The sequence below is a fragment of the Sphingobacterium faecale genome (assembly GCF_016746095.1).
Taxonomy (GTDB): Bacteria; Bacteroidota; Bacteroidia; order Sphingobacteriales; family Sphingobacteriaceae; genus Sphingobacterium; species Sphingobacterium faecale.
The window spans coordinates 51,232-77,519 of sequence record NZ_JAERTY010000005.1 but is presented as its reverse complement, the minus strand read 5'-3'; the positions used below and the strand labels follow the sequence as shown (position 1 = coordinate 77,519).

The window sequence follows — 26,288 nt, the reverse complement described above, 5'->3', positions numbered from 1 at the left end:
GATGGGCCGTTGCCTAGTTATTGCAGTTTTGTACATTTTTTTAATGCCCAGAGTAGGAAAAGCACAACTAGATACTGCGTTTAAGCTATTCCCTATTCCCAAAAAGATAACGGCGCAACCTGGTGTAGGAATGCTACATATGCCTAGGCATGTTTATTATGCAGACGACATTTTTCCGTTTAAACTATCCAAAGAAATGTCCTCATTGGCTAGGGTGAAACGAGTAGTAGACGGAGGTATTCAACTCTTTCTAGATTCAGAGATGGAACTACCAGTAAATGCAGAAGGATACCGTATCCAGATCGCTAATAACGTAATTAAGATAAAGGCCAAAGAAAGATCAGGTCTTTTTTATGGTTTACAAACTATCAAACAACTAATACAGGATATGAAAGAACATAACATCCCGATACCTGCTTGTGATATTCTGGACTATCCCGATGTCAGTCATAGAGCTGTACATATTGATTTAAAGCATCATTTAGATGATATGCCGTATTATTATAGCGTTATTGACCGTTTAGCAGAAATAAAGGTTAATGCAGTTATTCTAGAATTTGAGGACAAACTTAGGTATGAGCATACCCCTTTGATAGGTGCAGATCACGCCTTTTCAATTGACGAATTCCGTGCACTGAGTGACTATGCTCAGGAAAGGTTTGTAAAGATAAGTCCCTTGATACAAGGACTTGGACATGCTTCTTTTATTTTAAAGCACCCCACCTATAGGTCGCTGCGAGAGGATCCACTTTCTGACTGGGCCTTCTCTCCACTAGACTCGGGTACCTATGCTATTCTATTCAATTTGTATGATGAAGCCTTAAAGGCTACTCCCTATGGAGAATACATACATATTGGTGGCGATGAAGTGGGGCAGTTGGGACAGTCTACATTATCAAAAGAATCAGGTATGTCGGCTTTTGAACTACAGATGTACTGGCTGAATAAAGTTTCTAGCTATATCATTAGTCGCGGACGTGTTCCTATTTTTTGGGACGATATGGTTTTCAAACTAAAGGGATTGTATGAAACGACCTATGATGATAGTATGCCAATAGATTCTGCTAAAATGCACTGGGTCAAATCGCTCAAACTATTACAGGATAATATAGCGCTTTTTCCGAAAGAATGCATCTTTATGCGTTGGAACTATAGTACACCTTGGGCCTACGGCAATAATCGTGCTATAAAGTGGTACAGAGATAATGGTTTGAAAATTATGGGAGCTACTGCAGCGCAGCAAGTAGCTCCGATGATGCCCCGAGATCAATCTAATTTTAAATCCATTAAGGCATTTGCTGAGATCGCTAAAAATAGCGAGATGCAGCATATGCTATGCACAGTCTGGGATGACTCATCTCCGCATTTTGAAACGGTATGGCGCGGTCTTTATTATTTTGCAGCTATGAATTGGAATTATGTCGAGATAGATAGTCATACTGCAAATATATCTTTCTTACAACGATTTTACGGTCTAAATTACAAAGATAGTGTTTACACTTTTCAAGATAAATTAGAGGAATCCCTCAAGTTTTGGGATCGTGCACTGCTAGAAAGAGGACATCGATACAAATTCCCTAATGACACTAATGAAACAAAAATATTGAATATCCCGCTAACAATGGGTGATTCCAATTGGTCACTATCACAAAAAGAACGTTTGGATAATGCGCGGAAATGTGTGAAGCTTTATGAGGAATTGCGTAAGGAAATAAGAAAAAGTCAAAATTTGGCTTTACGAAATCATTTTGCCTTGCAAATCTTTGAACAGATCAATGAATTACATGTATATCCAGCGCATGTACTTTTATTATTAGAGCGTTATGACAAAGCAAATGAAGATTCTACTAAACTAGTTGTAAAGAAAGAGCTTTCTGCTCTATTAGACGAATTTGAGTCACTAAGAAGCTCTTTTTCTAAGATCTTTTATCTACAAAGACTGCACAATCCCATAGATTATTTGTTGGATTCCAACTTTCATCAGCATTTGGCCAATGGCACCCAGAACGACGATTGGATGTTTGTCTTTGAGCTTATGTTTATTGCAAACCTTAGAGAGTGGTTGCAGGATCAGACGCCATAAAACAAATTAGTAAATGTATATACAGCTACGTATAAATAGATAAACTACATATTCTCAACTGTAATATTTGTTGATTATCGATACAAAAAAACACTTCTTATTACAGGATACGGTGTTGATATACATTGCTTAGGCAACTTTAAAAAGTTGCCTAAGCCTTTTTAGAAAGTCGCTTAAGCGTTTTTTTATTTGACCGCGGTCATTTTATCCCCATTTGAGGTTCTAAAAAAAGGGATATCTCCTAGAGATATCCCTTTTAAACCCTTTCATGTGTTAGTAATTAAGAGCCATTTTTCTTAAAAACTAATGTTTGCATAGCGCTTTTTATCTGTCTACCAGGATGAAAAAGAAGTTTTGGACCGAAGATATTTGAAGTAGTCACTTCCTCTTCTAAATCACTTCCGGTGCTTTTCGCAGTCACGCGGAAAGACCCCATGTTTCGAAGGCGGACGATATAGCCCCGAGAGATATTACGTGGTATCTCCCTTATCAAGCTTTGCAGAACGGCATAGACATCCGATTCTGTAATAGAGGAAGCGTGCGAAATATCCGCGGCAAGTTCTTCTAAAGTAACTTCACCAGTATGCACTGGCCTTGCATAAAATTTTTTGGGTGCAGTTGGGTCACTTGGGTTCCCAATCTCATGGACATTGAATTTAATTGCCATTTTTTCTTTTCTTTAAAAATTATTAAATAAATTAATTACTTCGTGTCAACAGGTGATATCACTTCCTGAATGACAAACTAAAGGTATGATGGATTATTTAATGACTTGTCGTTTTTGACGGGGTTGTCGGAATTGGCAGATTTGTCGTTTTTGACGGGAATGTCGGTTTAAACAAACCTGCAATGACGTCCCCATAGAATCAGAACTGGAATAGACAGCACCACAATTGTATGTTAATAATAAACGTAAAGAGAAAAGGCCTATATAGAGGCTCAGACGAGACGGTAGATGGAAAGGCTTAACGCATGAAGCTATACATATCAGATACAGGGATACCCAAGTATTCAGATGCCTGATGTACTGTAACCAACTGCTGCTTCCCTAACCCAAACATATCTTTGATCTTATTGATGATACGTTGACACGTACGTTCACTACGCCCGGTAATCTTTTGTAGATCGGATGGATAAACTGTCATTCGGTTTAATGGAGATTTCATAACATAATTACACTAAGAATCAAACATTAGCAAACCGAATATAAAACATAACTTTCTATTAATCAAATTATAGGTCTGATTTTTAGATATTTTAACGTTTACCTTTTTTAGTAAGCTTTCTAAACTCCCAAGGAGCCGTAGGCGATTTGAGTCTCCAAATATTGACCTTACGTACTCTCGCCTGTTGCTCAGCCTCACGATATGTATCACTTTTACTGTAAGCGGGATAATTCCAAGCGAGACCGGCTTGGATAAGTTTTAAATTCAGATCAGTAGACGGATCCAGCCAGACAACACCGACCAAACGACCGTATCGGTCTTTATTTTTTACTTCCACTCTAACTACTTTATCAAGCGTGTGCAAGGAGGTATAGTTTTTGGCTGCACGGCCGTATTCCTGACCGATCTCGGGACAGTCTATTCCAAAGAAACGTACTCTCGTCTTCTTTTTATGCAGATCTACTAACGTAAAGGTATCACCATCGGCTACCCGTATGACTCTGCCTTCGATATACCGCTGTGCTAACCCCTGAAAAATGAATAGTAGAAATAAAACAACCAAAAACATTCTCTGCATGCGGCAAAGATAAAAGAAATGGAAGGAGCTCAAAACCCTATTAAAGGCAGAAAACGTAAGTAAAAGAGGACGAGGGAAAATAAAAAATCCTGAAGTGGGGAACTTCAGGATTTTACCAAACCAATTATTAACCTAATTATGAAATTATACTTTATAAACGTAAAGAGAAAGTAAATTAGTACAAGTAATCTTGCTTCTTAACATTTTTTAACGGATCACTAGAACTCTATATTAATTTAACTTTTTTTGAATATATCTAAAAAAAAATAGACATCTTCGCTAGACCAGTATAATGCTGCCAATTCGAACAGCTAGGCTAAAACAAAGCAATGAAAGGACCATTAGGTTATAGATTATTATGGGAAAGAATCCGATCGGGGGATGAGAATGCTTTCTTCGATCTGTATGCTGCGCTGTATAACGATCTTGTCAATTTTGGTATACGCACTTGTGGTGATGTAGATCTAAGTACAGAGGCCTTAGATCAGGTATTTGCCAATATATGGGAAAAAAGAGAAAACCTAGACCGCGTAGAAAATGTACAATCATACCTGTTGACATTCCTAAAAAGAAAAATTTTAAGACTACTAGAAAAACAGAATAAGATTAACACCGCCCTGCAGCATCTAAAAGCGGAAGAGGACTGGACAGAGATGCCTTACGATGAATTTATAATCCGAGTACAGACGAATGAACTGGTCAAACTACGCTTAAAAGAAGCACTGGAAACACTGACTTTCAGACAGAAACAACTGATACACCTCAAGTTTTTTGAAGGCTATAGTTATGAAAAGATAGCCGAAATCGCTCACATTAGTGTAAAGACCGCTTATAATACGCTGTATGATGCACTGAAGACTTTACGAGAACAATTAAAGGAATTTTAATTAGCTAATATACAACGTAATACAAATTATTTCATTTTTCTTTTAGGCAATCGAACGGATTATAGGCACTATACTATAAAACCGCTTAAATAATGAGCCATAAAGACTACAAAGAAGTAGAGGACTTCCTAATTGATGATACATTCCAACAATACTGTGCCCAGGAAAATGAGCAATGTGTGCAATACTGGGAACGTTATATACAACAACACCCTGATCAACAGGATGTCATAGCCCGAGCACAACGTTTATTCGCTGTATTGACAGGCCATAAAAGACGAGTTATCCAACAGATGGATAACCTACGAAATACAATCAACCAACAAAACAAACGAAAACCTATCAAGCGGTGGGCTATAGTGGCCACTTCTATCGCTGTAGCCGCTGCACTCACCTTGTTTGGATTTATGTACTTGGGATATTTTAAGACAACGGAGACAGCTATTGAGGATCTAGCTATGTCTGCTACAGGTCAGATATACCAAACTATAAAAGGGGAGAAGAAAACATTTACCCTGGAAGATGGAACTAAGGTTACACTCAATTCGGAAAGTAAGCTGGAGATTGATACCGATTTTGGAAAAGCAACACGCCAAGTGTCTTTGACAGGGGAGGCGTATCTTGATGTAAAAAAAGATGCAGATAAGCCCTTCGTACTACACACCAATGAGTTTGATATCCGAGTATTGGGCACCTCATTCAATGTAAAGGCTTATCCCGATGAACTGGCCTCAGAGGCGCTTCTGATTGAAGGTCTAATCGAGCTGAAAAGTAAAGGCAAAAATGAAAATTCTATCGTCATCAAACCTAACCAAAAAGTGACTATTTATAAAAATGAGATGATTGCAAACCTGGAGACGGAAGCAAAGAAAGCGGCAAAACCTAAAGCGAATGTCAAGGAAATAGCAATACAGGATGTCCCTAACGATGAAAAGCATGAAATGGCAGATATCGCATGGAAAGAAAATAGACTAGCTATGGTCGACCAGGATTTCAATGAACTGAAGTCTATTCTCGAACGCTGGTACGACATCAATATCACATTGAAGGGCCCAGCAATAGGAAAATATAGATTTACGGCTACATTTAAAGAAGAAGATATTAACCAAGTTTTAAAAGCATTACAAAAAGTAGAACCCTTTAATTATGAGATACATGGAAAAGACGTGATAATTTATGAGAAATAACTAAAAAAGGATGGTAAAAACCATCCCCTTATTGGATTAATTTAACCGGCAGGCGTAAGCTTCGAACCCATACGCTGCCTATTATAAACTTTAACCAACACTAAAGTATGATTAAAAATGGCTTTATGCAAGTGCATTGGAATTATCTTGTGCGCTCTAGATTCATTATTCGGATGAAACTAACCTTGATTATGATTGTATTGGCATTCGCGAACGTAACCGCAAATGTCTATTCCCAACAGAAAGTCTCCTTGGATGTCAAAAAGACAAAGTTGAGCAAGATTCTCAAATTGATTGAGGAAAATAGCGACTATTACTTTGTCTATAGTGCAACAAATGAAAACCTTAACAAGGAACTTTCACTAAAAGTAGATAACACAAAAGTTGTTGACCTACTACCACGTCTATTTGCTAGAAATGGTCTACAGTACTCGGTTTCGGGTGAAGGACTGGTTGTGGTGTCCGAACAACAGACTTTGAGCATAAAAGGATTGGTGACTGATCAGGATGGGAACAAACTATCCGGCGCTACCGTACGCGTAAAGGGCAGTGCAATCGGAAAAGCAACCGATTTGAATGGCCGATTCGAGATTGATGTACCAACGGGAAATACTTTGGTGGTTTCCTTCACAGGATATCTATCTAAAGAAATCACCATACAAAAAGTCGGTGAGGTGACTGTCGCATTAGAACGCGATGACCAAATGCTTAGCGAGGTAGTAGTGACTGCCCTAGGTGTAAAAAGAGAGCGCCGTTCCCTGGGATACTCCGTGACGCAGGTTGAAGGAGAAAGTCTAACCAAAGCTCGTGAAAATAATGTCGTAAATTCCCTTGTCGGAAAAGTAGCGGGTCTTGATGTCTCGTCCACCTCCGGCGGTGTAGGAGCTTCCAGCAGTGTGGTAATCCGGGGTATATCCAGTTTGGGACAGACGAACCAACCGCTCTATGTAATCAACGGTATGCCGATGGAAAATAAACCATCGGGCGCCTCTACCAGTGGGACAACTAATCCCAACGGAAACAAAGGTAGCCAGTGGGACAATGCGCCAGACATGGGGGATGCCATCAGTAATATCAATCCCGATGATATAGAAAGTATTTCTGTACTAAAAGGAGCGGCCGCCTCCGCACTATATGGTTCTAGAGCCAAAGCAGGAGTTATACTGATTACGACCAAATCCGGCAAAGGTAACGGCATAGACTTCAGCAGCAACTATGTCGTAGAAAATGTGATGGATCCAACGGACTGGCAATACGTGTATGGGCAAGGTACAAATAATGAAAAACCCGGTAGCGCCGCTGCGGCCAAACAAGTAGGCGCATCGAGTTGGGGCGGTAAGCTTGATGGTTCAAAGGTTGTACAGTTTGACGGGGTGGAACGTCCCTATGCCGCTCAAAAAAACAATATCAAGAACTTCTATAGAAATGGACATACCTGGACAAACTCGCTGGCATTAAATAAATCCTTTGAAGGAGGTTCTATCCGTTTTTCGGTCACTGACCTAGATAATAAATCTATTATGCCAAACTCTGGTTTGGATAGACAATCATTCAACCTTACCGGCACATTCGAACCGGTCAAAAGGTTAACCTTAGATGCGCGTGCTAATTATATCATTGAAAACGCAAAAAATAGACCGATGTTGTCAGATGGTGCTGGTAGTGCAAACTTTAATGCCATATTCCTGCCCACAAGTATAGATATCCGTGATCTAAAACCTTGGAAAGATACTAATGGCGAAGAAATAGCCTATAATTCCGGAAATCCTTGGGACACTAACCCTTGGTACGCAGCTTACGAAATCCAAAACAATACAAAGAGAAACAGACTGATAAGCTCGGTAACGGCTCGTTATACATTTGACAATGGCATCTTCGTACAAGGTCGCGCAGGACAGGACTACTATACCAACGAATATGAAGGTGTTTTCCCAGAAGGACTAGCCTATGCCCCACCTAATAATATGGTTCTGCAAAGCACTAAATTTACAGATTTGAATACAGACATCTTGGTCGGAAAATCATTTACATTGACCGATGATATGTCGTTGACGCCAAATTTAGGAGCAGCATTCCGTAACACAAAATCAGACATGATGATCAATCAAGGAACCAAATTCTTGGTAGATAGAGTACATACTATTCCTGGACTAGCGAATAAATCACTGGCACAGATAAAATCTGAAGAGGAAATGCAATCGCTATACAGTACTTTGGAATATGCTTACCGTGATATTTTCTACTTGACGGGTAGTGTCCGTGCGGACTGGTTCTCTACTTTGGCTACACCCGGAAAGGACAATAAACTATACTCCGTCTATCCCGGAGTAAGTGGTTCGTTCGTGTTTTCAGAATTTTTAAATTCCCCAGTATTAAATTTCGGTAAGCTACGTGCCGGATATGCCCAGGTGGGACAAGCAACCAACCCTTACCAAACCGTTTTAAATTACAGTTTTATGGCGCAGAATTTAAACAATAATGCGCTTGGTCAAATTTCGAACACAGCTGTTCCTAATTCTGAATTATTCTCTTCGACCGCATCGGAGCTTGAAATAGGAACAGATGTCCGTTTATTAAATGATCGTCTATCTGTTGATCTAACCTGGTATACTAAGCGTTCAAAAAATGAAATTCTAGAAGTTTCTATTCCTATTTCAACGGGATATCCCTTTGCGGTTTTGAACATGGGCTCCATACGTAATACCGGAGTAGAGCTTTTATTATCAGGGGTTGTCCTAAAGAAAGCAAATTTTAACTGGACCTCTTCATTAAACGGAACCTACAATGATAATACAGTACTATCCTTGGCTGATGGTCTGGACGAGCAGCTAGTGGCAACATCTAGATCCGGTGTCGGTTTCATAAAAAATGTACCAGGTAAAGCATTCGGACAAATATTTGCTTATGACTACAAGTATGACGACAATGGTCAGATTATGAAATTAGAGAATGGTTCGCCAGCTAAAGGTGAATTAAAAAGCTATGGCTCAGCCCAGAACAAATGGTTCGCAGGCTGGAACAACGACTTTACTTATAAGAATTTTAATCTCGGATTTTTGATCGATGGCAAATTTGGCGGAAAAATATTCTCAGGTACAGACTACTACGGCTATATAAAAGGATTGCATCAAGAAACATTGAAAGATCGTGAAGCTCTTGGCAATGCTGCGCCTAAATACTATGAGAATATGGCTGATAACACATCATTTCGCTTCGTGAATGACGCTAGTTTCATAAAGTTTAGACAGTTGACTTTTGGTTATACATTCCCGACTTCCATGTTTAATAACAAGATCAAGAGTTTGGGATTGAACTTCGTAGCACGTAATCTGTTTACACTCATGAAAAAAACGGACAATATTGATCCTGAGTCGAGTTATAATGCAACATTTATTGGCTTAGAATTGGGAGGTATGCCACCTGCACGCACTTTTGGTTTCAACCTCAATGTTAAACTCTAAATCGGATAACAAATATGAAAAGGAATAAACTAAACATACTAGCACTTTTAGCATTTGCCGGAGTACTAACAACAACAAGCTGTACGAAAGACTTTGTAAATATAAATACAAACCCTGTAGCGTATGGAGGGGAGAATTTTGATCCTAACTTTACGCTAACTACGGCTCAACTGACTTATACGGGTAGCATTGACTTTGCGTACGATACATGGCGTGCCAATTTGATCTACTCCGGTACAATGATACAAGGCTTGTCTACAGTCATCAGTTACTGGGCGGGAGACAAGTACCTCCTCAACCCACTGTATACTTCTGCCTATTGGGAGAGGGCATACGATGAGCAGGTAAAACCCATTGTTGATGTTTTTGAAGTCACAAAGAACAATGAAAAGTATAATAACGTCCATCAAATAGCACGTATCTGGAAAGCATTAATATTTGCCCGAATCACAGACCTGTATGGTGATGTACCTTATTCAGAAGCCGGACAAGGATATTATAAAAAAATATTATCTACTAAGTACGACAAACAGCAGGATATCTATATGGATCTTCTAAAAGAGCTAGACGAAGCCACCAATGCACTGACTACGACCGGTGATAAAGTAACAGGAGATATCATCTATGGAGGAGACATTGAGCAATGGAAAAGGTTTGGTAACTCGGTCATGTTAAGACTAGCTATGCGCCTGACTAAGGTAGATGAAAGTACTGCCAAAGCTTATGCAACTAAAGCTATCGGAAAAACACTAGCCAGTAATACCGAAAACGCCATTATCAAACATGATAATAGCGGTTCACGTGTTACACAGAACCGCACCAGTCAAGTGTTACTAGGAGATGGGGGAGCCGAACATTACTATGTAAAATGGTCTGATACTTTTATCAATGCACTGAAAGGGAAAAACGATCCCCGAATAAAAGTTGCCGTTACAAATCTCTGGATGAGTGAAGATAACAAAACTCAGAACCCCGGTTATATTACGGATGCTACTAAGCAAAAAGGAATGCCAAACGGAAAAGATTTGAACAGCAAAGTGGAGTATGCGGTATCTGCTCACCCCTCTTACACCACGATGGCAGAATACTCTTCGCTGCACCCAGGCATGATAAAATCGAATGGTATTACTTTTATACTGACTTACGCTGAAAGCGAATTGTTGGCTTCAGAAGCTGCTCAACGATGGGGAATAGGAGGCTCTGCTGCTACACATTACGCTAATGCAGTAAAAGCTGGTATTACTTTCTTGGGACAGTATGATGATCGATTGGCTATATCGGAGGAGGACGCTTCTGCTTTTGTAAATGCCAACCCACTAACGGAGGGATTAAAACAGATCAGTAATCAATACTGGATTCTCCAGAATACAGCATTGAACTTCTACGAGTCATGGGCCAACTGGAGAAGAACAGGCTATCCGGAACTAACACCGGTGGTATACCCAGGTAATGCTACGAATGGTACTATACCCCGTAGGTTTCCATATCCTACAGCCGAAGAAGCAGGAACAAATAAGGAATATTATAAAGCGGCAGCGGCGGCAGTACCAGGTGGAGATAACCTGAGTGGCCGTGTATGGTGGGATAAACAATAAATCAATAAAGGGTAGTAATGCGAGGTAGGTCCACCATAATGGTGGGCCTACCTTTTTTTATATCATCTACGGTAGTTGCAGTGACCACCACCATAGGCAGAACAACCTAGGTTGAGAAAAGAGATTATAGCAAATATAAGTCCCAATACAATAAATATCCATTCGTTACTATACCAACCCTGAATAGCAACTACCAGTCCCAATGCGATTCTGAAGATCCGCATAAAGGTCCAATTTCTTAAAAACAGCTCTTTCATCTTTTCACCAATTTGATAAACAACTCTGTACCTGCCCGAGTATCGATACTATTGTAACAGGTTTCGAAGTGCTCGAATGTATAATACGTTTTAAATAGTGGTTCGTACTCGAGGGCACTGCCGCCAAACGGTGGACCACTGTAACTAAACTCCCGGTCAAACAAAACACCTACCAGATGGCCATCGGCAACCAATAGCTCAGATGTCTTACGGGCATAATCGCTGCGCCGACCTATAGGGATGGCGCAGAAAAAGGTCTGTTCAATAATCAAATCAAATTGCCCATGATAGCTAAAGAAATCGGCACAAACAAAATTAATAGCCGCGCCATGCTGTACTTTATTCTTGGCGCTCACAATCGCTGTGGGCGATATATCCAATACCGTAATATTCATAAACCCGGCAGCGGCCAACCAGTCTGCTTCATACGCATTGCCACAGCCTGGAACTAGGATATGTGCTTCCTTATTGGAATATCCTTTCATATACTGCACAATAGGTCGGGATGGATATCCAATATCCCAACCTGTCTGTCTAGCCTGCCAACGATGCTCCCAGTATTCAGCATCCAGTTTTACGTTCTCTTCCATAGCGACTTAACTAATCTTATGCTTACACAGCAACTCTTCTCAGAGGAAAAGCTATTCTGTCTTCCTGTGGTGCCTGTCAGATAAGATCTCTTTTTTGTCGAAAGTTAACTATTCTACCATTACCTTTCTGACATGATAACGTAAAGTTACACCGAATATGCGGTGCCGAAAGTGACTTATGTTACACACATTATACTTTGCCTCAAACAATACTTATCTTTGTAATAAGGAACTATTTAAACAAATGGATTGCAAATGGAAAAAATGAAGATCGAAATATGGAGTGACATCATGTGTCCCTTCTGTTATATTGGAAAACGTAAATTAGAAAAATCTATTGAAACTCTTCCGAATAAAGATGCCATAGAAATCGAATGGAAAAGCTATCAGCTGAATCCGGATTTGCAGACTGACACCTCTCAAAATATCAGCGATTATCTGTCTAAGCATAAGGGAATGAGTTTAGACCAAGCGCAGCAAATGAGCCAACAGGTAACACAAATGGCAGCTGTAGAAGGTCTAGAATATCATATGGATAAAGCGGTGGTAGCAAACTCTTTCCGTGCACATGTATTTGCCCACTTTGCGAAGAAGTACGGCAAACAGCTAGAAGCGGAAGAATTGCTTTTTAAAAGCTATTTTACAGAAGGTAAAAATGTGGATGATATCGCTGTGTTAACAGGTCTAGCCGCGCAATTGGGACTGGATGAAAATGAATTAGTCAGAGTACTGGAGAACGGAGAGCTGGATGATGAAGTAAAAATGGATATTCATGAGGCTCGCCAGATCGGTGTGCAGGGGGTACCTTTCTTTGTATACGACCGTAAATACGCTATCTCAGGAGCGCAACCAAATGAACTATTCGTACAGACACTGGAAAAGGCATTATCGGAGTGGAAGGGGGGTAGTTCACTACAGATTGTGGCAGAGCAGGATGGACCGAGCTGCGGCCCTGACGGATGTGAGTAATATAAAAAAGCCAGATTAGGAATGTAATCTGGCTTTTTTTTGTCCATGCTATCTATATCTAGGCCTGGAGATAAGCGATAATGTAAGGAAAAAATACAATAATACCGACTATAGCTGCAATAATAGCATGGAGCAAGACCGCAGCTGCGGCAAGATCCTTGATTTTTTTGATAGCAGGACACCTTTCGATGGACACGAAGTCCGCCAGATGCTCTAAAGCGGTATTGAAAATTTCGGCAGATAATACCATCCCTATTACAATCAAAACAGCAAGCCAGTCGTAACGATCGATGTCAAAAAGAAAACCAAGCGCTATTGCCATTGTTGCAGCAACGAGGTGAATCTTTAAATTGACCTCGCCCTTGAAGGCTACCTTGAAGCCATTGAAAGCCCACTTAAAACTATCTATCCTCTTCTTGAACCCAGACATAATAACTCACTTAGGCAGAACGATATAACTCATCAAATAACACTTTGTACTTGGAGAGAATCACCTTGCGTTTCATCTTTAAAGTGGGCGTAAGTTCGCCTCCCTCAATTGTAAACTCGTCCTGTAGGATAATAGGCTTTTTAATCTGCTCCCAATTTCCGAAATGCTGATTGGCCTGACGGATTTCACTATTTATCTTTTTAAGAACAGCATCTTGTTTTAAGAACTCTTCTTTGGGCAAGGTCACCAGTTCGGAAGCATTGGTACGCGCCCATTCTAAGAGGTTGGAATAGTTGGGAACGATATACGCAGAAGCGAATTTCTGACCATCTCCAATAACCATAGCCTGCTCGATAAATGGTGACTCAACTAGTCTCTTCTCAATAGGTTGAGGGGTAACGTATTTGCCTCCGGATATCTTGAACATCTCTTTTTTACGATCTATTATCTTTATAAAACGTCCTTCTTCAAGCACGGCAATATCACCGGTATGCAACCAGCCATTGATGATGGTTTTAGCCGTTTCTGCCGGATCTTTATAATAGCCCATCATCACATTCGGGCCTTTGACTAAAATCTCCCCGTCTTCTGCTAACTTGACCTCTACATACTTAACGGGTAGACCGACAGTACCTACACGTACGCCATGTATATAATGATTGACAGCTATAAGAGGGGAGGCCTCCGTCAAGCCGTAGCCCTCATAAATAGGAATACCCGCAGCTAGAAACATTCGAGCAAGTTTATTGTGTAAGGAAGCCGAACCCGACGCGACTGTAATCAAGTGTCCTCCTAATGCTTGGTACCACTTATCCAAGACTAGCTTCTTGGCAATTGATAATTTAAAGTTATAGAATGCACTCCGCTTAGCGGGATTGGGATCATAGCCATCCGCGATATCCACCGCCCAGTCAAAGACTTTACGTTTAACTCCAGACAACTCATGACCGGTCTTCATAATTTTTTCATAAACCTTCTCTAAGATACGTGGTACCGCTGTCATGATATGGGGCTTCACCTCCGTAATATTCTGTCCGATCCTGTCTAAAGACTCTGCTATATGAATGGTAATACCGATGTACATATAGGTATATACGACCATCCGTTCATAAGCATGGCAGGGCGGGAGAAAGGTAAGTCCACGATCAAAAGCCTGACAGGGAGTAATATCCCTTGCCGACATAACGTTGCAAACAATATTGTTATGTGAAAGCATGACGCCTTTGGGTTTGCCCGTAGTACCTGAGGTATATATTAAAGTCGCTAAATCACCCGGTAAAACTTTGTCTCGCAACGTGTCCAACAAGGTAATATCTTTATCTGCGGCAATCTCTTTTAACTCATTCCAGTTCCGGACATCTTCTGCCTCCTGAACGCAAAAAACGTACTTAAGCGTATAAATAGCTTGCTTGATATTATTGATACGATTGTAAAGCGACTTATTTCCTACGACACAAAGCTTAATCTCCGCGTCATTAAATATATATTGGTAATCAGCATCTGTAATATTGGGATACATAGCAACCACCACAGCTCCAATCTGCTGTATAGCAAAATCCATCATGTGCCATTCAACGCTGCTATCTGCAATTAAGCCGACTTTTTCACCTGGCAATATCCCCAGACCTATAAGCCCTAGTGACAATCGATCGACCTCTTTCAAAAAATCTATTGTCGAAAGGTATTGCCATTTACTTCCTCGCTTATACCCAAACATGGATAGGTTGGGATACAAATCGATCTGACGCCTAGCCAAATCGAACAATCTTAAATCTTGTACTTCGATCATATTAAAAGAGGTGTAATAAACTATACAATCCTAATATATACTGGTTTTTGTTATACTATTCCTTTACTAAAACTGGATGCAAAAATAACAAATTAACAATTTTCCAAGCATGAATGAAACAGTTATAGTTTTTTAAATAAATTAAATACACAGCAAGAATTGATATAATTTCTATTTTTACCATCACTTACAATCAAACTATAAATCTATGGAGTCTTTAAACGGGATAAATGCATTAACCTTAATTTTTGTATCGTTGCTTGTTTTTGCTATAGCCTATCGTTTTTACGGTATTTTCATGGCGAATAAGGTTCTACGTCTAAATAACAAAAACATCACACCGGCCAACGAATTTGCCGATGGTCAGGATTATGTATCGACGAATAGAAATGTACTATTTGGACACCATTTTGCTGCCATAGCGGCAGCAGGTCCTCTGGTAGGCCCCGTTTTAGCTGCTCAATTTGGCTATCTACCGGGAACTCTTTGGATTTTAATAGGCTGTGTACTAGCAGGAGGAGTGCATGATATGATTGTGCTCTTTGCTTCTATAAGGCACAAAGGAGAAAGCTTAGCTTCTATCGCTTATAAAGAAATCGGTAGAACTACAGGCACTATAACGGGGATAGCCGTTCTCCTGATTTTAATTCTTACGTTGGCGGGGCTTTCATTAGCTTGCATCAGCGCAATGCATGAAGCATCTTGGTCTTTGTTTACGGTCATTATCACTATGCCTATAGCTGTATTAATGGGATTGATCATGCGGTACCGAAAAGATTCAGTTACACTAGCAAGTATTATAGGAGGAGTTTTGTTGATTATAGGAATAATTGGCGGACACAATCTGATGCAATATGAACAGATAAGCAATTTATTTCACTGGAATATTAAAACGATTTCTATAGCGATCACAATGTATGGTTTTCTTGCATCCGTATTACCTATGTGGTTACTACTAGTCCCTAGAGACTACTTGTCTACCTATTTAAAAATAGGCACTATACTCATGCTAGCTGTAGGAATTATCTTTGTACAACCAACCCTTCAAATGCCGGCACTTACGGACTTTATCTTTGGTGGTGGACCGGTAATCGGTGGTCCTGTTCTACCTTTTATATTTATTGTCATTGCCTGTGGTGCTATCTCGGGATTTCATGCTGTTATAGCCACGGGGACAACTCCAAAAATGCTGGCCAACGAACGGGAGATTCTATTTGTAGGTTATGGTGCTATGTTGGTAGAAGGATTTGTAGCACTAATGGCCCTAATCGCAGCATGCACGTTAATGCCCGGAGATTATTTCGCAATAAATACTCCTTTAGCATCGTACGAGACCTTCCTCGCTCAACATCCTGAACTGATGACGGTAGATCTTGATCATTTTATAGAACGGATAGGGATCGATCTGCATGGAAGAACAGGAGGCGCGGTATCCCTGGCTGTGGGCATGGCACATATTTTTGACAATATCCCTTTCATGGATGATGTAATGGCCTATTGGTACAATTTTGCGATCATGTTTGAAGCTGTATTTATATTAACCGCAATAGACGCCGGCACACGTGTAGGCCGTTTTTTTCTACAAGAGATGATGGGAAATGTAATACCTAAGTTCAAAGATAAAAACTGGTTGCCAGGCATTTTGCTCAGCAGCTTTATATTTACTTTTTCTTGGGGATACCTGGTTTATACAGGAAATGTAAGCAGTATATGGCCGCTGTTTGGAATAAGCAATCAATTACTGGCTGCCTGTGGACTAATCGTATGCACCACCATGTTGATTCGCATGGATCGTGGAAAGTATGCACTGTGCACAGCTATTCCTGGAGTATTTATGGCTGTTATCACCTTCTGGGCGGGTTATGAACAGGTATTCAATATTTACTTGCCCAATCAGCAATGGCTATTAGCGGGCCTAGCAATATTTGCAATGATCCTCATGATGATAGTCTTTATTGGTGCATTTATCAAATGGTACGAATTAGCTAAAAAGAAAGCTATATATACCGATTTCTACGGCGAATCAGTTAAAGAGAGGGTCGAACGCTAAAAAAGTAAAAGCCCAATAATATCGCACGTTATCATTGGGCTTAAGGAAGTATATTGTAATTATAAGTGATTAATAAAATATTTTTTACAATCTAATAATTAGTAATCAAAGTGTATGCCAGAATTGACCAACAGAAGTGTCATCATATTATTATACGGTAAAAAACACTGCTTTTGTAGTCATTTATCCACAAAAAAGCTAGATATCCCCATAAGCAGGAAAGGCAGGATCAACGATCCGTTTCCACTCGGGATGCTTCTTAACGTAAGCAAATACATAGGGACAGTAGGGCATCAGTTTCCGACCATCCTGTTCAATAAATAACAGGGTCTTCTCGACCACGGCTTGGGCTGCCCCCGTACCTTTCAGTTCAGCAGCTGCTTCAGTATGTATTAAAGAAATCCGACTCCGGGTTTCTTTAAAATCTATAAATGCTAAATAACCATTTACATTAATCTCGAAACGGTGATCTAAATCATTTTTTACTAACGGGATATGGTGCAACTCTTCTTTCATATGTAATCTGTTTTTTATCTGTTATCTACCTACTAGTGGACACAGGATAATACATCTACTATTTCTTTGCGATACGGTATAGTTTTCCCGTATCAGTAATCGCATAAAGGGCTTCATCATGTCCTTGAATAATATCCCTAAAGCGCTGACCTTCTTTGCTAAGTAGTCGTTCTTCACCCACGACTTTATTATCTTCGATCACTAATCTAGCAATATGCATACTACTAAGTCCCGCTATGAAAAGATTGTTTTTCCATTCCGGAATTGCAGTGCCTGTATAGAATGAAATGCCCGATGGCGATAGAACTGGATCCCAGTAATAAACGGGTTGTTCCATGCCTTCTTTTTGTTGAATAGGAGGTGCGCCGATCTCTTTACCTGAATATTCGATACCATAGGTAATCGTCGGCCAGCCGTAGTTCTTCCCAGCTTCTACACGATTAAGTTCATCTCCTCCCCGAGGACCAAACTCTGTTTCCCAAAGATCTCCTGTCTCTGGATGTAAAGCAATTCCTTGCACATTGCGATGTCCGTAAGAATAAATCTCTGGAAGAACATCCTGTTTGCCTTCGAAAGGATTACCTGCAACAGGCTTGCCATCAGTGGTAATACGTAATATCTTTCCCAACCCGGTATTCAGATCCTGAGCCATAGGACGTGTAGCCAACTCTGAACGCTCTCCTGTACTTACAAATAGGTTGCCACTCTTATCGAAGATAATACGTCCTCCAAAATGAAGATTTCCTTTGAAAACAGGGCCAGCTCTATAGATAACGATAGAATTTTCAACCGCTTTTTCGTCTTCTGCTAACCTTCCTTTAGCAACAGCTGTAAGATTCCCTTGGGCGGATGGCTCGGAAAATATCCAATATACCATACGGTTGCTTTCAAACTCAGGATCTAAGGTGATCCCAAGAAGCCCTCCCTGTCCATCACTATCAACCGAGGGAAGACCGGTAATAGGTTCGCCCAATTGCCCGTCACCACCTACGACACGCATCGTTCCAGCTCTTTCTGTAATCAAAAAACGACCGTCCGGGAGAACGGCAATTCCCCAAGGTGATTTTAATCCTTCAGCAAACACTTTACCTTCAAAAGCCGTAAAGGTTTTGACACCAGGGATACGAGTCTGCCCATCGAAAGCGGGTTTATAGGCCGTATTAGCTTTTTGTGACTCAACAGGGGCGAGAACACTGTCGGCAGACGTTTCTTGACTATTCGCGGAGCTACCATTGCAAGCTACACCTAGCACAGAGGAAGATAGCAGCGCGAGAGAAAGTATTTTTTTCATATATGTATAATTTGTTTTAAATATCAAAACTTGCCTTCTCGTTACTTTAAAATGATAACTTCTTTATGTGAGAGTAAATGCTTATAAGTAAATGGAGTCGACAACTCTAATAAATCTTTGTGATAAGGGTTGGGTAACAAAACTTTAATCTCTTTTCGTTCCATAGGAACAAAACAGAGAATGCCTTCAGTTTCTGTTTTTTCATTAATAAGCATCGTATACTTCTCTACGGGTAGATCCAACTTATTTGCCTGTTTCAGAATATTCAATAATGTACTTAACATCCCACTTTAATTATAACAGAAATACTTAAAAATCGTTCATTTTACTTAGCGTCCTTCTCTTCATGGAATACAAGAATAGGCGTATCCGAATGAAACGCTAATTTGTTTGATAGACTGGAATTAACCAATCTGTCAAAGAAATTTCTGTTACGTTTAACAATAGCCAACAGATCAATCTTATTCTCCATAAGGAAGCTATTAATCGTTTCTTCAACACTTACTTTCTTCTCTAGAAAGACGAAATCCAGCTTTTTCCCTTGAAACTTTTTGCCCCAATCTTCTCCATACAATAACGGCTTGGCCGGATTGCTAGCATCGTCCATCACATGAGTGCAGTACACTTCAGCATTCACTAAACTAGCCATACTTACCACTTCTTCCAGCGCAGGTAAATCCTTTTCGCGGAATAGTGTCGTAAAAGCAACCTTCTTTATTGGTGCATACTTTGCTTGGCTAGGTATGGCGAGTACAGGCTGTTGAACATTCTGTATTACAGCCACTGTATTGGTTCCAATGAATTTTTCGGTAAAACCGGATGCACCATAGGTTCCCATCACTATTAAGCGGATATCCTCAGACTTAGCAACCTTCTTCACACTGGAAACGACAGTCCCTTCTTCAAATATAAATACAAGCTTCGAAGGATCTAGTTTATGATTCTGAGCAAGCTCGCGTAATGCTGGAGCTTGCTTCTTGAAATAATCAAATTTAGAAAGCTCAACCTGTTGGTATACATCTGCCAACATCTCGGGTTGTCCCGCATGTGTTGCAGACAAAACAGGAGTGATATAGGAGTACAATACAAATAATTTTGTATCCAATTGATTAGCTAAATTCAAGGCATATAAAAAAGCATTGTTTGCTGCCTCTGAAAAGTCTGTAGGGAATAGTATATGTCTCATATGTGTATAATCTGTTTTTTATATGTCATCCACCAGTTGGCGGACTCATGAGTGTTTGTGCTTTGCTAAATAGGAGTATTTCATATGTGTATAATCTACTTTTTATCTCCCATCCGTAAATTGGCGGATTCTAACTATACTATATATGTCTTCTGTTGTGAAATAATGCATATACGCTGCTTTAGCTCGTTCATGTTAATTCGCTCATGCTAGGCGGATATTTCTTTAAAATTAAGCAAAAAGAACCAAAGACTCAAGTTCAATATCAAATCAAAAAAATAAATGCTATAGGTGTAGCGTTTGATCGTCGTATTCGTTAGTATACATAAACGTTGAGAGATTTATTTGTTTAATTGACGCTTTATGGTTAGCATTATAGGGAATAAAATACTTAATTTAGATACATGAATATCAGATAAGTCTTACGTGAATATATTGCCAAAATACTTCAAGAAGAGAGCCCCTTTAACTCTAAAGTCCGCTTTGGAGGAGTGTGTATTGGTTGATACGGAACGTAGCAAGTCTTTTATTTACAAAAAATTTTATGGTTACCTCATGGCGGTGGCCCTTCGCTATGTAAAAGAAGAGATGGAAGCTGAAGATGTTGTTAATGAATCGTTCGTAAAAGTTTTTAGGAAAATTACCGATTTTTCTTTTGACGAAGATGAGACCATTGTAGAAAAGACATTCAAAGCTTGGATGGCACGCATAACAGTCAATACATCAATAGATAAAATCAGGGCGAAAAAAGAAGCCTATGCATTGGATGATATACACGAAGGTGAACTTTTGCAACATGCGGTAAGTTCATCTACGAGGCTCGAAGAAAACGATATATTACAACTACTTTACGAACTACCTGAAATTCAACGTTCGATATTCAACCTTTATGAAATAGAGGGGTATTCGCATGAAGAAATCGGTAAACTATTGAACATCCCAGAGAGTACCTCGCGGACATATTTGACAAGAGCAAAATCGAGATTAAGAAAACTGTATACAGATCAGTTTTCTGTATTAGACAATATAAATCATTCTTAAAAATATATGCAGAATGAAAAGTGAGAAAGACATAATCGATGATATAATATCACGCCTTAAGGAGCAGCCTGATAGGGGATATAGAGAAGGAGCCTGGGAGAGCTTCAAGCGTCAAAATCCTAGCAGCACTAACAAGATCAGCCCCATCACACGCTGGGTGTCGGCTGCTGCCGCTCTATTGCTATTGGGGGTAGGGGGGGTATATTATATCAAGAATTCAACCACACCAAATATTGATAATGGAAATAATATAGCCGCTGTTGTCGAAAATAAAGATACAGCAATGGACAGTCAGCGCGCTGATCAATCGGAGAAAAGAGTTCCTAATGAAAGATCAAAGATTGACGATAATGAACTTAGATCATATAGTCGCATATCTCCTCAGTCGCAAGAAGCTGAATACAAGCTAAATCTGCCGGTTATTTCACAGGCATTCAGCCGTCCTGAAATCAGCTTGGAAATACCTCCTCAGGGATCAATCAAGAAGGTTTTGGCAGAGACAAGAAGCTATACATCAGCGGACATCAGAACTTCTCAAAGTACTCCGGCACAAGCTGACCATAGCATACTAGCGGCTAGATCCATCCCTACGTCTGAATTAAGTTTCAAAGAGGTGGAATCGATAAATCAGAAAAAACAGGTGCATTTTGGAGATCGATTTGACTTGGGCTTATTTGTATCGCCTCAGTCGACCAGTCAAAAAACTAACGTTGGTGGAGGTTTGACATTAGCCTATAACATCACCAATAAAGTGAGTGTACGCACAGGAGCGTCATACAATTCATATGAAGTAGGCATGATGAAAAATCCTGCTGCAGCCAGTAGTGCAGAAGCCGTTGTCGTTCGTCAAAAAGCAAGCGATGCCCCTGTAAGCAATAACATAATGGCTTATAGTGCAACCGAAAGCAATAGAATGATAATCCCTAACGTTAATGCAGTAACCAGTATAGTGCAATCGCTAGACGTTCCATTAGAGGTGAAATATAATGTAGCAAAGTCATTCTATGCCGTTGCGGGAGTTTCATACTCGGCAATACTTAATCAAGAAAGAAATGCCCATTATGTAGACAATATCAATACAGAAACATTTTCTCAAGGTTTTCCTGAGGACGAGAAACAGATGAAGTCTGCAGTAAAAGCAGTGAGTAAAACTATAAAATCTGCAGATGAAAATGTTTCAACTAATGGTTTTAATGGTTTCGTAAATTTCTCTATCGGCAAGAAAGTAAAAGTTAATAACCGTTTTGGCATATCCGTAGAACCATATTTCAAGGTTCCGGTGGGCCAATACAGACGATCAGATATGGATTACACCAATGGAGGCATACGTGTAATGACTAATTTTTAGCACTTACAACTGATCTATACGCACCCAGGACATGCCTGCTGCGATAGCTCCCGTCACACCAGGATCGCCATCTTCAAAGACTAAACACTCATGAGGAGATACATCAAGCAACCTGGCACACAATAAAAATGGATCAGGGGATGGCTTTCCTTTTTCCGTATCACCAGCACATACTAAAGCCTCATATTTGCCGGACACATCAACAACATCTAGTGTAATATTTAACGTGGATCGGCTACCTCCAGAAACTATACCAATTTTCTTTATTCCTACATTATCTATAAGTACCTGTCTCACAAAGTTGACAGGCTGAGTTTCATAAACAAATTTTTCAATAAATATAGCTGATTTTCGCTTAGAGAAGCTCTCAATATCCAAAACAACGTTATACCGTCTGGAAATCTCCTCAGCTACAGCAACAGTAGGCCACCCAGCGGTTTCATCAATCAGAGTATCGTCCAACTGGATACCATACTCCGATGCTGTCTCAACATAAGCGGCCTTGTGTGCCCATATATTGTTTACCAAAGTGCCATCTACATCAAAAAGTAATGCCTTAGCTTCATTTGAAAGCTTCATCAAATGATGATATTTCACTAATTCTTTGTCAGTCATATTATTTTAATAGCAAAAAGCCGCAATACAAAAATATCTCCGTTTGAAATAAAACTCACACTTAGCGTAATCACTCTCAAACGGAGATAAAGTATCTATTACCGATAATCACATTTTATCTAGATGATAGTATCAGTCAAGTTACTTTTTCAAACTTTTTCTACGTTTCTTCTCTTTTATAATCAAACTTAACTCACGCCCTGTCTGACCTGCTGCAGATGTGTTCTCTTGTGCTCTACGGAACAGGTATGGCATCACGGATTTGACAGGTCCATAAGGCATATATTTAGCAACATTATAATCTGCTGCCCCTAAATTGAATGATAGGTTATCGGACATACCCAATAATTGCGCAAAAAACACATGTGGGTGATTATGTCTAATACCACGTTTATCCATTTCGCTAGCCAACAACATACAGCTTGCATCATTGTGGGTGCCTGCCATAAGACCAATCCGCTCAATATTATCGACACAGAACATAATGGCACTGTTGTAGTCACTATCGCTAGCTTCTTTATTCGGTTGTATAGGGGATGGGTATCCTTTTTCCCCTGCGCGCTCACGCTCGATCTCCATATAAGCCCCACGGACAATCTTTGCTCCTAGATAAAAATTCTGAACTTCAGCATAGGCAAAGTCCGCTTTTAAAGAAGCTAGCTTGTCGTGTCTATACAACTGGTATGTATTATAAACGATAGCCTGCTCTTTATTATATTTTTCCATCATCTCACGTGCGATATCGTCGATCGTATCTTGAATCCAAGAATGTTCGGCATCGATAAGTACTCTAATACCGGCATCGTGGCAAGCCTTGCAGATCCGATCACAGCGATCCAAGAGACGTTTAAACTCCTCAGTCTCGTCAGCTGTTAATCCTTGTTTAGCATCAACCTTAGCCAATAAATCAAAACGGCCTACACCAGTTGGTTTGAACACGCAAAATGAGATCAATTCATTGGTTCTTGCAAAAGCTACAGTAGACAATACCTCGTTACAACAAGCGTCAAAACTTGCTTCAGACTCTTCTCCCTCAACAGAATAATCCAATATCGTAGTCACATTACCTTTGCCCAATTCATCAATGGCTTTGCTACACCCCTGAATAGTCTCACCTCCACAAAACTGCTTATAAATGGTATTTCGAATTATCCCTTGAATGGGCAGACCGATGTTCAAAGAAAAGTTAGTTATTGGAGTACCAATCTTAATCAGGGCATTGGACGCAACCATCTTAAATAACCAATAGGCTCTTTCTAGATCTTTATCAGACTTGTTACGGAAGGCTATTTCAGTGTTATCAAAGTTTAATATGGGCGAACTCTCTTGTGTTATCATTATGCATTAATTTTTCGAGACAAAAGTAAGTAATTAATGAATAGTTTTTGGGGAAAAAGATTATTTTACGCAAGATTAACTTACTTTTGCTTATGCAAACATTTACACTAGAGGGGGAATTTATTCCGATGATACAATTATTGAAAGCATTAAATTGGGTGGAGCACGGGGGGATGGCTCAACGAGTTGTTGAGGATGGCTTGGTAAAGTACAATGGGTCTGTAGATTTAAGAAAACGACTGAAAGTTAGAAAAGGGGATCTCGTCGAGTTTGACGGATTAAAGGTCAGGATCGTATAAAATACGTATATTTACTTCTTCATTTTAACAGCATGCAAACAATAGATAGTTTAGGGTATAAAGTTTATTTTGACGACACGTTAAAATCACTCGAGTCGTATATTGCCAAAAAGGGATATTCACAGATTCTTATCTTTGTAGATAGAAATACCAATGACCACTGCTTGCCGGTACTACAAGCAGCTCTTCCAAATCTTTTGGATTACGACATCATCGAAATAGACCCAGGGGAAGAAAACAAGAATATTGATTTCTGTATCGGGGTATGGAAAACTATGCTAGACTTCGGTGCCGACAGAAAAGCCCTAATGATAAATCTAGGAGGAGGAGTGGTGACGGATATGGGTGGGTTTGCGGCCTCTACGTTTAAAAGAGGAATTGATTTTGTACAAATACCCACGACGTTATTATCACAGGTAGATGCATCAGTAGGAGGTAAAACAGGAATCGACCTTGATAATGTAAAAAACATTATCGGTACCTTCACGCAACCACAAGCAGTCTTCATCAGTTCCGCTTTTCTGGATACGCTGGACCAAAGGCAATTAACCTCCGGATTTGCAGAAATCATAAAACACGGCTTGATTCAGGACAAAGATTTATACAATACCTGTAAGCAAATTGATACGACAAAGGTAAGTACTGAGATTGTATACCGCTCGGTAGAGATAAAGAACAAGGTAATCGTAAGCGATCCAACGGAACAGGGATTACGAAAGATCTTGAACTTTGGTCACACCATCGGACATGCTGTAGAAGGATATTCATTATTACATGACAGCAATCCTTTATTACATGGAGAAGCCATAGCTATCGGGATGATCTGTGAAGCTTGGTTATCCCATAAGCATACCGGACTTACAGAAAGTGAACTAAAAGATATTACCCAGACCTTTTTATCCCGGTACGATCGTTATGCTTTCGGGACTGAAATCTACGGAGAGTTGATTGAACTCATGAAAAATGACAAAAAGAATGAAGAAGGTAAGATTGGTTTTGCCTTATTAAAAGAGATAGGGAACGCTACATACAATGTATTCATCAGTGAAGACGATATTAAGTCTGCACTGGATTACTACCTAGAAAGCTGCATAGAATAGATAGAATATACACAAGTGGTATGACATTGCTATAGACTCACAATCCACACCTATAGCAATGTCATGATATAGTATCAAAAGAACCTAGCGAAGTATTAGGTATGACATCCAAAATAACAGTTGCCCTAGCAATCATTACAAACGAACGGAACGAAATTCTAGCCCTAAGAAAGAACAATTCAGTTTATTACACCCTACCGGGTGGCAAGATCGAATTTCAAGAAACACCGATTGACGCACTAATCCGAGAGCTTAGCGAAGAACTCCATCTTCGATTTGAGCCGACTGCCTTAACTTTAGTTGGCACACACATCACCCAAGCAGCTAATGAGCCTGACACTATTGTAGAAGGACATATATTCCGACTCAATTCACCATTAAATATAAAAGTATCAACGTATGCCGAAATAGTAGAACACGTCTGGCTTAGCCATGCAAACTACAAAGACTATAACCTAGCACATCTTCTAAAGGAATTTGCACTTCCGCTGTGGTTAGCACAGTCTTTCTAAA

Annotated in this window: 24 protein-coding genes; 12 read left to right on the top strand and 12 right to left on the bottom strand. The window is 39.9% G+C overall.

Annotation, left to right across the window (positions count from 1 at the left end; all coding sequences use genetic code 11):
* Positions 1 to 43 precede the first annotated feature (43 nt).
* Entirely contained in the window at positions 44 to 2,083 is a 2,040-nt protein-coding gene (locus tag JKG61_RS10375) for a family 20 glycosylhydrolase (protein WP_202102912.1), read from the top strand.
* Positions 2,084 to 2,363: 280 nt separating this feature from the next.
* On the opposite strand, the gene JKG61_RS10370 is transcribed toward JKG61_RS10375, so the two are convergent.
* The 3 genes from JKG61_RS10370 to JKG61_RS10360 form a co-directional block, all read right to left on the bottom strand.
* A complete protein-coding gene (locus JKG61_RS10370) occupies positions 2,364 to 2,750 on the bottom strand; it encodes an HU family DNA-binding protein (RefSeq protein WP_202102911.1) in 387 nt (128 codons plus the stop codon).
* A 298-nt stretch (positions 2,751 to 3,048) separates the two neighbouring features.
* The gene (locus JKG61_RS10365) at positions 3,049 to 3,249 is read right to left on the bottom strand and encodes a hypothetical protein (protein WP_202102910.1); all 201 of its coding nucleotides are present in this window, start codon (positions 3,247 to 3,249) and stop codon (positions 3,049 to 3,051) included.
* 91 nt (positions 3,250 to 3,340) lie between these two features.
* Positions 3,341 to 3,826, bottom strand: coding sequence for a thermonuclease family protein (locus tag JKG61_RS10360; protein WP_202102909.1), 486 nt, complete (start codon positions 3,824 to 3,826; stop codon positions 3,341 to 3,343).
* 329 nt (positions 3,827 to 4,155) lie between these two features.
* On the opposite strand from JKG61_RS10360, the gene JKG61_RS10355 reads away from it, so the two are divergent.
* The 4 genes from JKG61_RS10355 to JKG61_RS10340 all read left to right on the top strand — a co-directional run bounded on the left by JKG61_RS10355 (position 4,156) and on the right by JKG61_RS10340 (position 10,956).
* Positions 4,156 to 4,713, top strand: coding sequence for an RNA polymerase sigma factor (locus tag JKG61_RS10355; RefSeq protein ID WP_202102908.1), 558 nt, complete (start codon positions 4,156 to 4,158; stop codon positions 4,711 to 4,713).
* A gap of 92 nt (positions 4,714 to 4,805) precedes the next feature.
* The gene (locus JKG61_RS10350) at positions 4,806 to 5,900 is read left to right on the top strand and encodes a FecR family protein (protein ID WP_202102907.1); all 1,095 of its coding nucleotides are present in this window, start codon (positions 4,806 to 4,808) and stop codon (positions 5,898 to 5,900) included.
* Between the two features lie 173 nt (positions 5,901 to 6,073).
* On the top strand, positions 6,074 to 9,361 hold the full coding sequence (locus tag JKG61_RS10345; RefSeq protein WP_237249443.1) for a SusC/RagA family TonB-linked outer membrane protein: 3,288 nt from the start codon (positions 6,074 to 6,076) through the stop codon (positions 9,359 to 9,361).
* 14 nt (positions 9,362 to 9,375) lie between these two features.
* Positions 9,376 to 10,956, top strand: coding sequence for a SusD/RagB family nutrient-binding outer membrane lipoprotein (locus JKG61_RS10340; RefSeq protein WP_202102906.1), 1,581 nt, complete (start codon positions 9,376 to 9,378; stop codon positions 10,954 to 10,956).
* A gap of 62 nt (positions 10,957 to 11,018) precedes the next feature.
* On the opposite strand, the gene JKG61_RS10335 is transcribed toward JKG61_RS10340, so the two are convergent.
* Positions 11,019 to 11,213: a hypothetical protein gene (locus JKG61_RS10335; RefSeq protein ID WP_202102905.1), complete on the bottom strand. Its 195-nt coding sequence runs from the start codon at positions 11,211 to 11,213 to the stop codon at positions 11,019 to 11,021.
* Complete coding sequence (locus JKG61_RS10330; protein WP_202102904.1) at positions 11,210 to 11,803, bottom strand: methyltransferase domain-containing protein; 594 nt, start codon at positions 11,801 to 11,803, stop codon at positions 11,210 to 11,212. Before JKG61_RS10330 ends, JKG61_RS10335 begins: the two co-directional genes overlap by 4 nt.
* A gap of 264 nt (positions 11,804 to 12,067) precedes the next feature.
* On the opposite strand from JKG61_RS10330, the gene JKG61_RS10325 reads away from it, so the two are divergent.
* On the top strand, positions 12,068 to 12,772 hold the full coding sequence (locus JKG61_RS10325) for a DsbA family oxidoreductase (RefSeq protein WP_202102903.1): 705 nt from the start codon (positions 12,068 to 12,070) through the stop codon (positions 12,770 to 12,772).
* Between the two features lie 58 nt (positions 12,773 to 12,830).
* Here the strand turns inward: JKG61_RS10325 and JKG61_RS10320 are convergent, their stop codons facing one another.
* Together JKG61_RS10320 and JKG61_RS10315 are read right to left on the bottom strand one after the other, a co-directional pair.
* On the bottom strand, positions 12,831 to 13,202 hold the full coding sequence (locus JKG61_RS10320; protein ID WP_202102902.1) for a diacylglycerol kinase family protein: 372 nt from the start codon (positions 13,200 to 13,202) through the stop codon (positions 12,831 to 12,833).
* A 10-nt stretch (positions 13,203 to 13,212) separates the two neighbouring features.
* Positions 13,213 to 14,991: an AMP-dependent synthetase/ligase gene (locus JKG61_RS10315; protein WP_202102901.1), complete on the bottom strand. Its 1,779-nt coding sequence runs from the start codon at positions 14,989 to 14,991 to the stop codon at positions 13,213 to 13,215.
* Between the two features lie 208 nt (positions 14,992 to 15,199).
* On the opposite strand from JKG61_RS10315, the gene JKG61_RS10310 reads away from it, so the two are divergent.
* Positions 15,200 to 17,041, top strand: coding sequence for a carbon starvation CstA family protein (locus JKG61_RS10310; RefSeq protein WP_202102900.1), 1,842 nt, complete (start codon positions 15,200 to 15,202; stop codon positions 17,039 to 17,041).
* Between the two features lie 198 nt (positions 17,042 to 17,239).
* On the opposite strand, the gene JKG61_RS10305 is transcribed toward JKG61_RS10310, so the two are convergent.
* The 3 genes from JKG61_RS10305 to JKG61_RS10295 all read right to left on the bottom strand — a co-directional run bounded on the left by JKG61_RS10305 (position 17,240) and on the right by JKG61_RS10295 (position 20,034).
* Positions 17,240 to 17,557, bottom strand: coding sequence for a GNAT family N-acetyltransferase (locus JKG61_RS10305; protein WP_202102899.1), 318 nt, complete (start codon positions 17,555 to 17,557; stop codon positions 17,240 to 17,242).
* Positions 17,558 to 17,615: 58 nt separating this feature from the next.
* The gene (locus JKG61_RS10300) at positions 17,616 to 18,848 is read right to left on the bottom strand and encodes a PQQ-dependent sugar dehydrogenase (RefSeq protein ID WP_202102898.1); all 1,233 of its coding nucleotides are present in this window, start codon (positions 18,846 to 18,848) and stop codon (positions 17,616 to 17,618) included.
* A gap of 325 nt (positions 18,849 to 19,173) precedes the next feature.
* The gene (locus JKG61_RS10295) at positions 19,174 to 20,034 is read right to left on the bottom strand and encodes a universal stress protein (protein ID WP_202102897.1); all 861 of its coding nucleotides are present in this window, start codon (positions 20,032 to 20,034) and stop codon (positions 19,174 to 19,176) included.
* Between the two features lie 426 nt (positions 20,035 to 20,460).
* Between JKG61_RS10295 and JKG61_RS10290 the strand changes: the two genes are divergently transcribed.
* Complete coding sequence (locus JKG61_RS10290; RefSeq protein ID WP_202102896.1) at positions 20,461 to 21,075, top strand: RNA polymerase sigma factor; 615 nt, start codon at positions 20,461 to 20,463, stop codon at positions 21,073 to 21,075.
* Positions 21,076 to 21,088: 13 nt separating this feature from the next.
* A complete protein-coding gene (locus JKG61_RS10285; RefSeq protein ID WP_202102895.1) occupies positions 21,089 to 22,423 on the top strand; it encodes a hypothetical protein in 1,335 nt (444 codons plus the stop codon).
* Positions 22,424 to 22,426: 3 nt separating this feature from the next.
* Here JKG61_RS10285 and JKG61_RS10280 read toward each other — a convergent pair whose 3' ends face one another.
* On the bottom strand, positions 22,427 to 23,038 hold the full coding sequence (locus tag JKG61_RS10280) for an HAD family hydrolase (RefSeq protein WP_202102894.1): 612 nt from the start codon (positions 23,036 to 23,038) through the stop codon (positions 22,427 to 22,429).
* 141 nt (positions 23,039 to 23,179) lie between these two features.
* The gene (locus tag JKG61_RS10275; protein WP_202102893.1) at positions 23,180 to 24,376 is read right to left on the bottom strand and encodes a proline dehydrogenase family protein; all 1,197 of its coding nucleotides are present in this window, start codon (positions 24,374 to 24,376) and stop codon (positions 23,180 to 23,182) included.
* A 92-nt stretch (positions 24,377 to 24,468) separates the two neighbouring features.
* On the opposite strand from JKG61_RS10275, the gene JKG61_RS10270 reads away from it, so the two are divergent.
* The 3 genes from JKG61_RS10270 to JKG61_RS10260 all read left to right on the top strand — a co-directional run bounded on the left by JKG61_RS10270 (position 24,469) and on the right by JKG61_RS10260 (position 26,287).
* Positions 24,469 to 24,675: an RNA-binding S4 domain-containing protein gene (locus JKG61_RS10270; protein WP_202102892.1), complete on the top strand. Its 207-nt coding sequence runs from the start codon at positions 24,469 to 24,471 to the stop codon at positions 24,673 to 24,675.
* A gap of 32 nt (positions 24,676 to 24,707) precedes the next feature.
* Positions 24,708 to 25,775, top strand: a complete 1,068-nt coding sequence (gene aroB, locus JKG61_RS10265; RefSeq protein WP_202102891.1) for a 3-dehydroquinate synthase — start codon at positions 24,708 to 24,710, stop codon at positions 25,773 to 25,775.
* Between the two features lie 101 nt (positions 25,776 to 25,876).
* Positions 25,877 to 26,287, top strand: a complete 411-nt coding sequence (locus tag JKG61_RS10260) for an NUDIX hydrolase (RefSeq protein WP_202102890.1) — start codon at positions 25,877 to 25,879, stop codon at positions 26,285 to 26,287.
* Position 26,288: the final 1 nt, after the last annotated feature.

What these genes read in the sequence shown, in the direction of transcription:
- JKG61_RS10360 (WP_202102909.1), bottom strand. Translation starts at nt 3,826, where the DNA reads ATGCAGAGAATGTTTTTGGTTGTTTTATTTCTACTATTCATTTTTCAG.
- JKG61_RS10365 (WP_202102910.1), bottom strand. Translation starts at nt 3,249, where the DNA reads ATGAAATCTCCATTAAACCGAATGACAGTTTATCCATCCGATCTACAA.
- aroB (WP_202102891.1), top strand. Translation starts at nt 24,708, where the DNA reads ATGCAAACAATAGATAGTTTAGGGTATAAAGTTTATTTTGACGACACG.
- JKG61_RS10275 (WP_202102893.1), bottom strand. Translation starts at nt 24,376, where the DNA reads ATGATAACACAAGAGAGTTCGCCCATATTAAACTTTGATAACACTGAA.
- JKG61_RS10350 (WP_202102907.1), top strand. Translation starts at nt 4,806, where the DNA reads ATGAGCCATAAAGACTACAAAGAAGTAGAGGACTTCCTAATTGATGAT.
- JKG61_RS10340 (WP_202102906.1), top strand. Translation starts at nt 9,376, where the DNA reads ATGAAAAGGAATAAACTAAACATACTAGCACTTTTAGCATTTGCCGGA.
- JKG61_RS10310 (WP_202102900.1), top strand. Translation starts at nt 15,200, where the DNA reads ATGGAGTCTTTAAACGGGATAAATGCATTAACCTTAATTTTTGTATCG.
- JKG61_RS10320 (WP_202102902.1), bottom strand. Translation starts at nt 13,202, where the DNA reads ATGTCTGGGTTCAAGAAGAGGATAGATAGTTTTAAGTGGGCTTTCAAT.
- JKG61_RS10335 (WP_202102905.1), bottom strand. Translation starts at nt 11,213, where the DNA reads ATGAAAGAGCTGTTTTTAAGAAATTGGACCTTTATGCGGATCTTCAGA.
- JKG61_RS10305 (WP_202102899.1), bottom strand. Translation starts at nt 17,557, where the DNA reads ATGAAAGAAGAGTTGCACCATATCCCGTTAGTAAAAAATGATTTAGAT.
- JKG61_RS10280 (WP_202102894.1), bottom strand. Translation starts at nt 23,038, where the DNA reads ATGACTGACAAAGAATTAGTGAAATATCATCATTTGATGAAGCTTTCA.
- JKG61_RS10270 (WP_202102892.1), top strand. Translation starts at nt 24,469, where the DNA reads ATGCAAACATTTACACTAGAGGGGGAATTTATTCCGATGATACAATTA.
- JKG61_RS10355 (WP_202102908.1), top strand. Translation starts at nt 4,156, where the DNA reads ATGAAAGGACCATTAGGTTATAGATTATTATGGGAAAGAATCCGATCG.
- JKG61_RS10300 (WP_202102898.1), bottom strand. Translation starts at nt 18,848, where the DNA reads ATGAAAAAAATACTTTCTCTCGCGCTGCTATCTTCCTCTGTGCTAGGT.
- JKG61_RS10325 (WP_202102903.1), top strand. Translation starts at nt 12,068, where the DNA reads ATGAAGATCGAAATATGGAGTGACATCATGTGTCCCTTCTGTTATATT.
- JKG61_RS10285 (WP_202102895.1), top strand. Translation starts at nt 21,089, where the DNA reads ATGAAAAGTGAGAAAGACATAATCGATGATATAATATCACGCCTTAAG.
- JKG61_RS10345 (WP_237249443.1), top strand. Translation starts at nt 6,074, where the DNA reads ATGAAACTAACCTTGATTATGATTGTATTGGCATTCGCGAACGTAACC.
- JKG61_RS10375 (WP_202102912.1), top strand. Translation starts at nt 44, where the DNA reads ATGCCCAGAGTAGGAAAAGCACAACTAGATACTGCGTTTAAGCTATTC.
- JKG61_RS10370 (WP_202102911.1), bottom strand. Translation starts at nt 2,750, where the DNA reads ATGGCAATTAAATTCAATGTCCATGAGATTGGGAACCCAAGTGACCCA.
- JKG61_RS10295 (WP_202102897.1), bottom strand. Translation starts at nt 20,034, where the DNA reads ATGAGACATATACTATTCCCTACAGACTTTTCAGAGGCAGCAAACAAT.
- JKG61_RS10330 (WP_202102904.1), bottom strand. Translation starts at nt 11,803, where the DNA reads ATGGAAGAGAACGTAAAACTGGATGCTGAATACTGGGAGCATCGTTGG.
- JKG61_RS10315 (WP_202102901.1), bottom strand. Translation starts at nt 14,991, where the DNA reads ATGATCGAAGTACAAGATTTAAGATTGTTCGATTTGGCTAGGCGTCAG.
- JKG61_RS10260 (WP_202102890.1), top strand. Translation starts at nt 25,877, where the DNA reads ATGACATCCAAAATAACAGTTGCCCTAGCAATCATTACAAACGAACGG.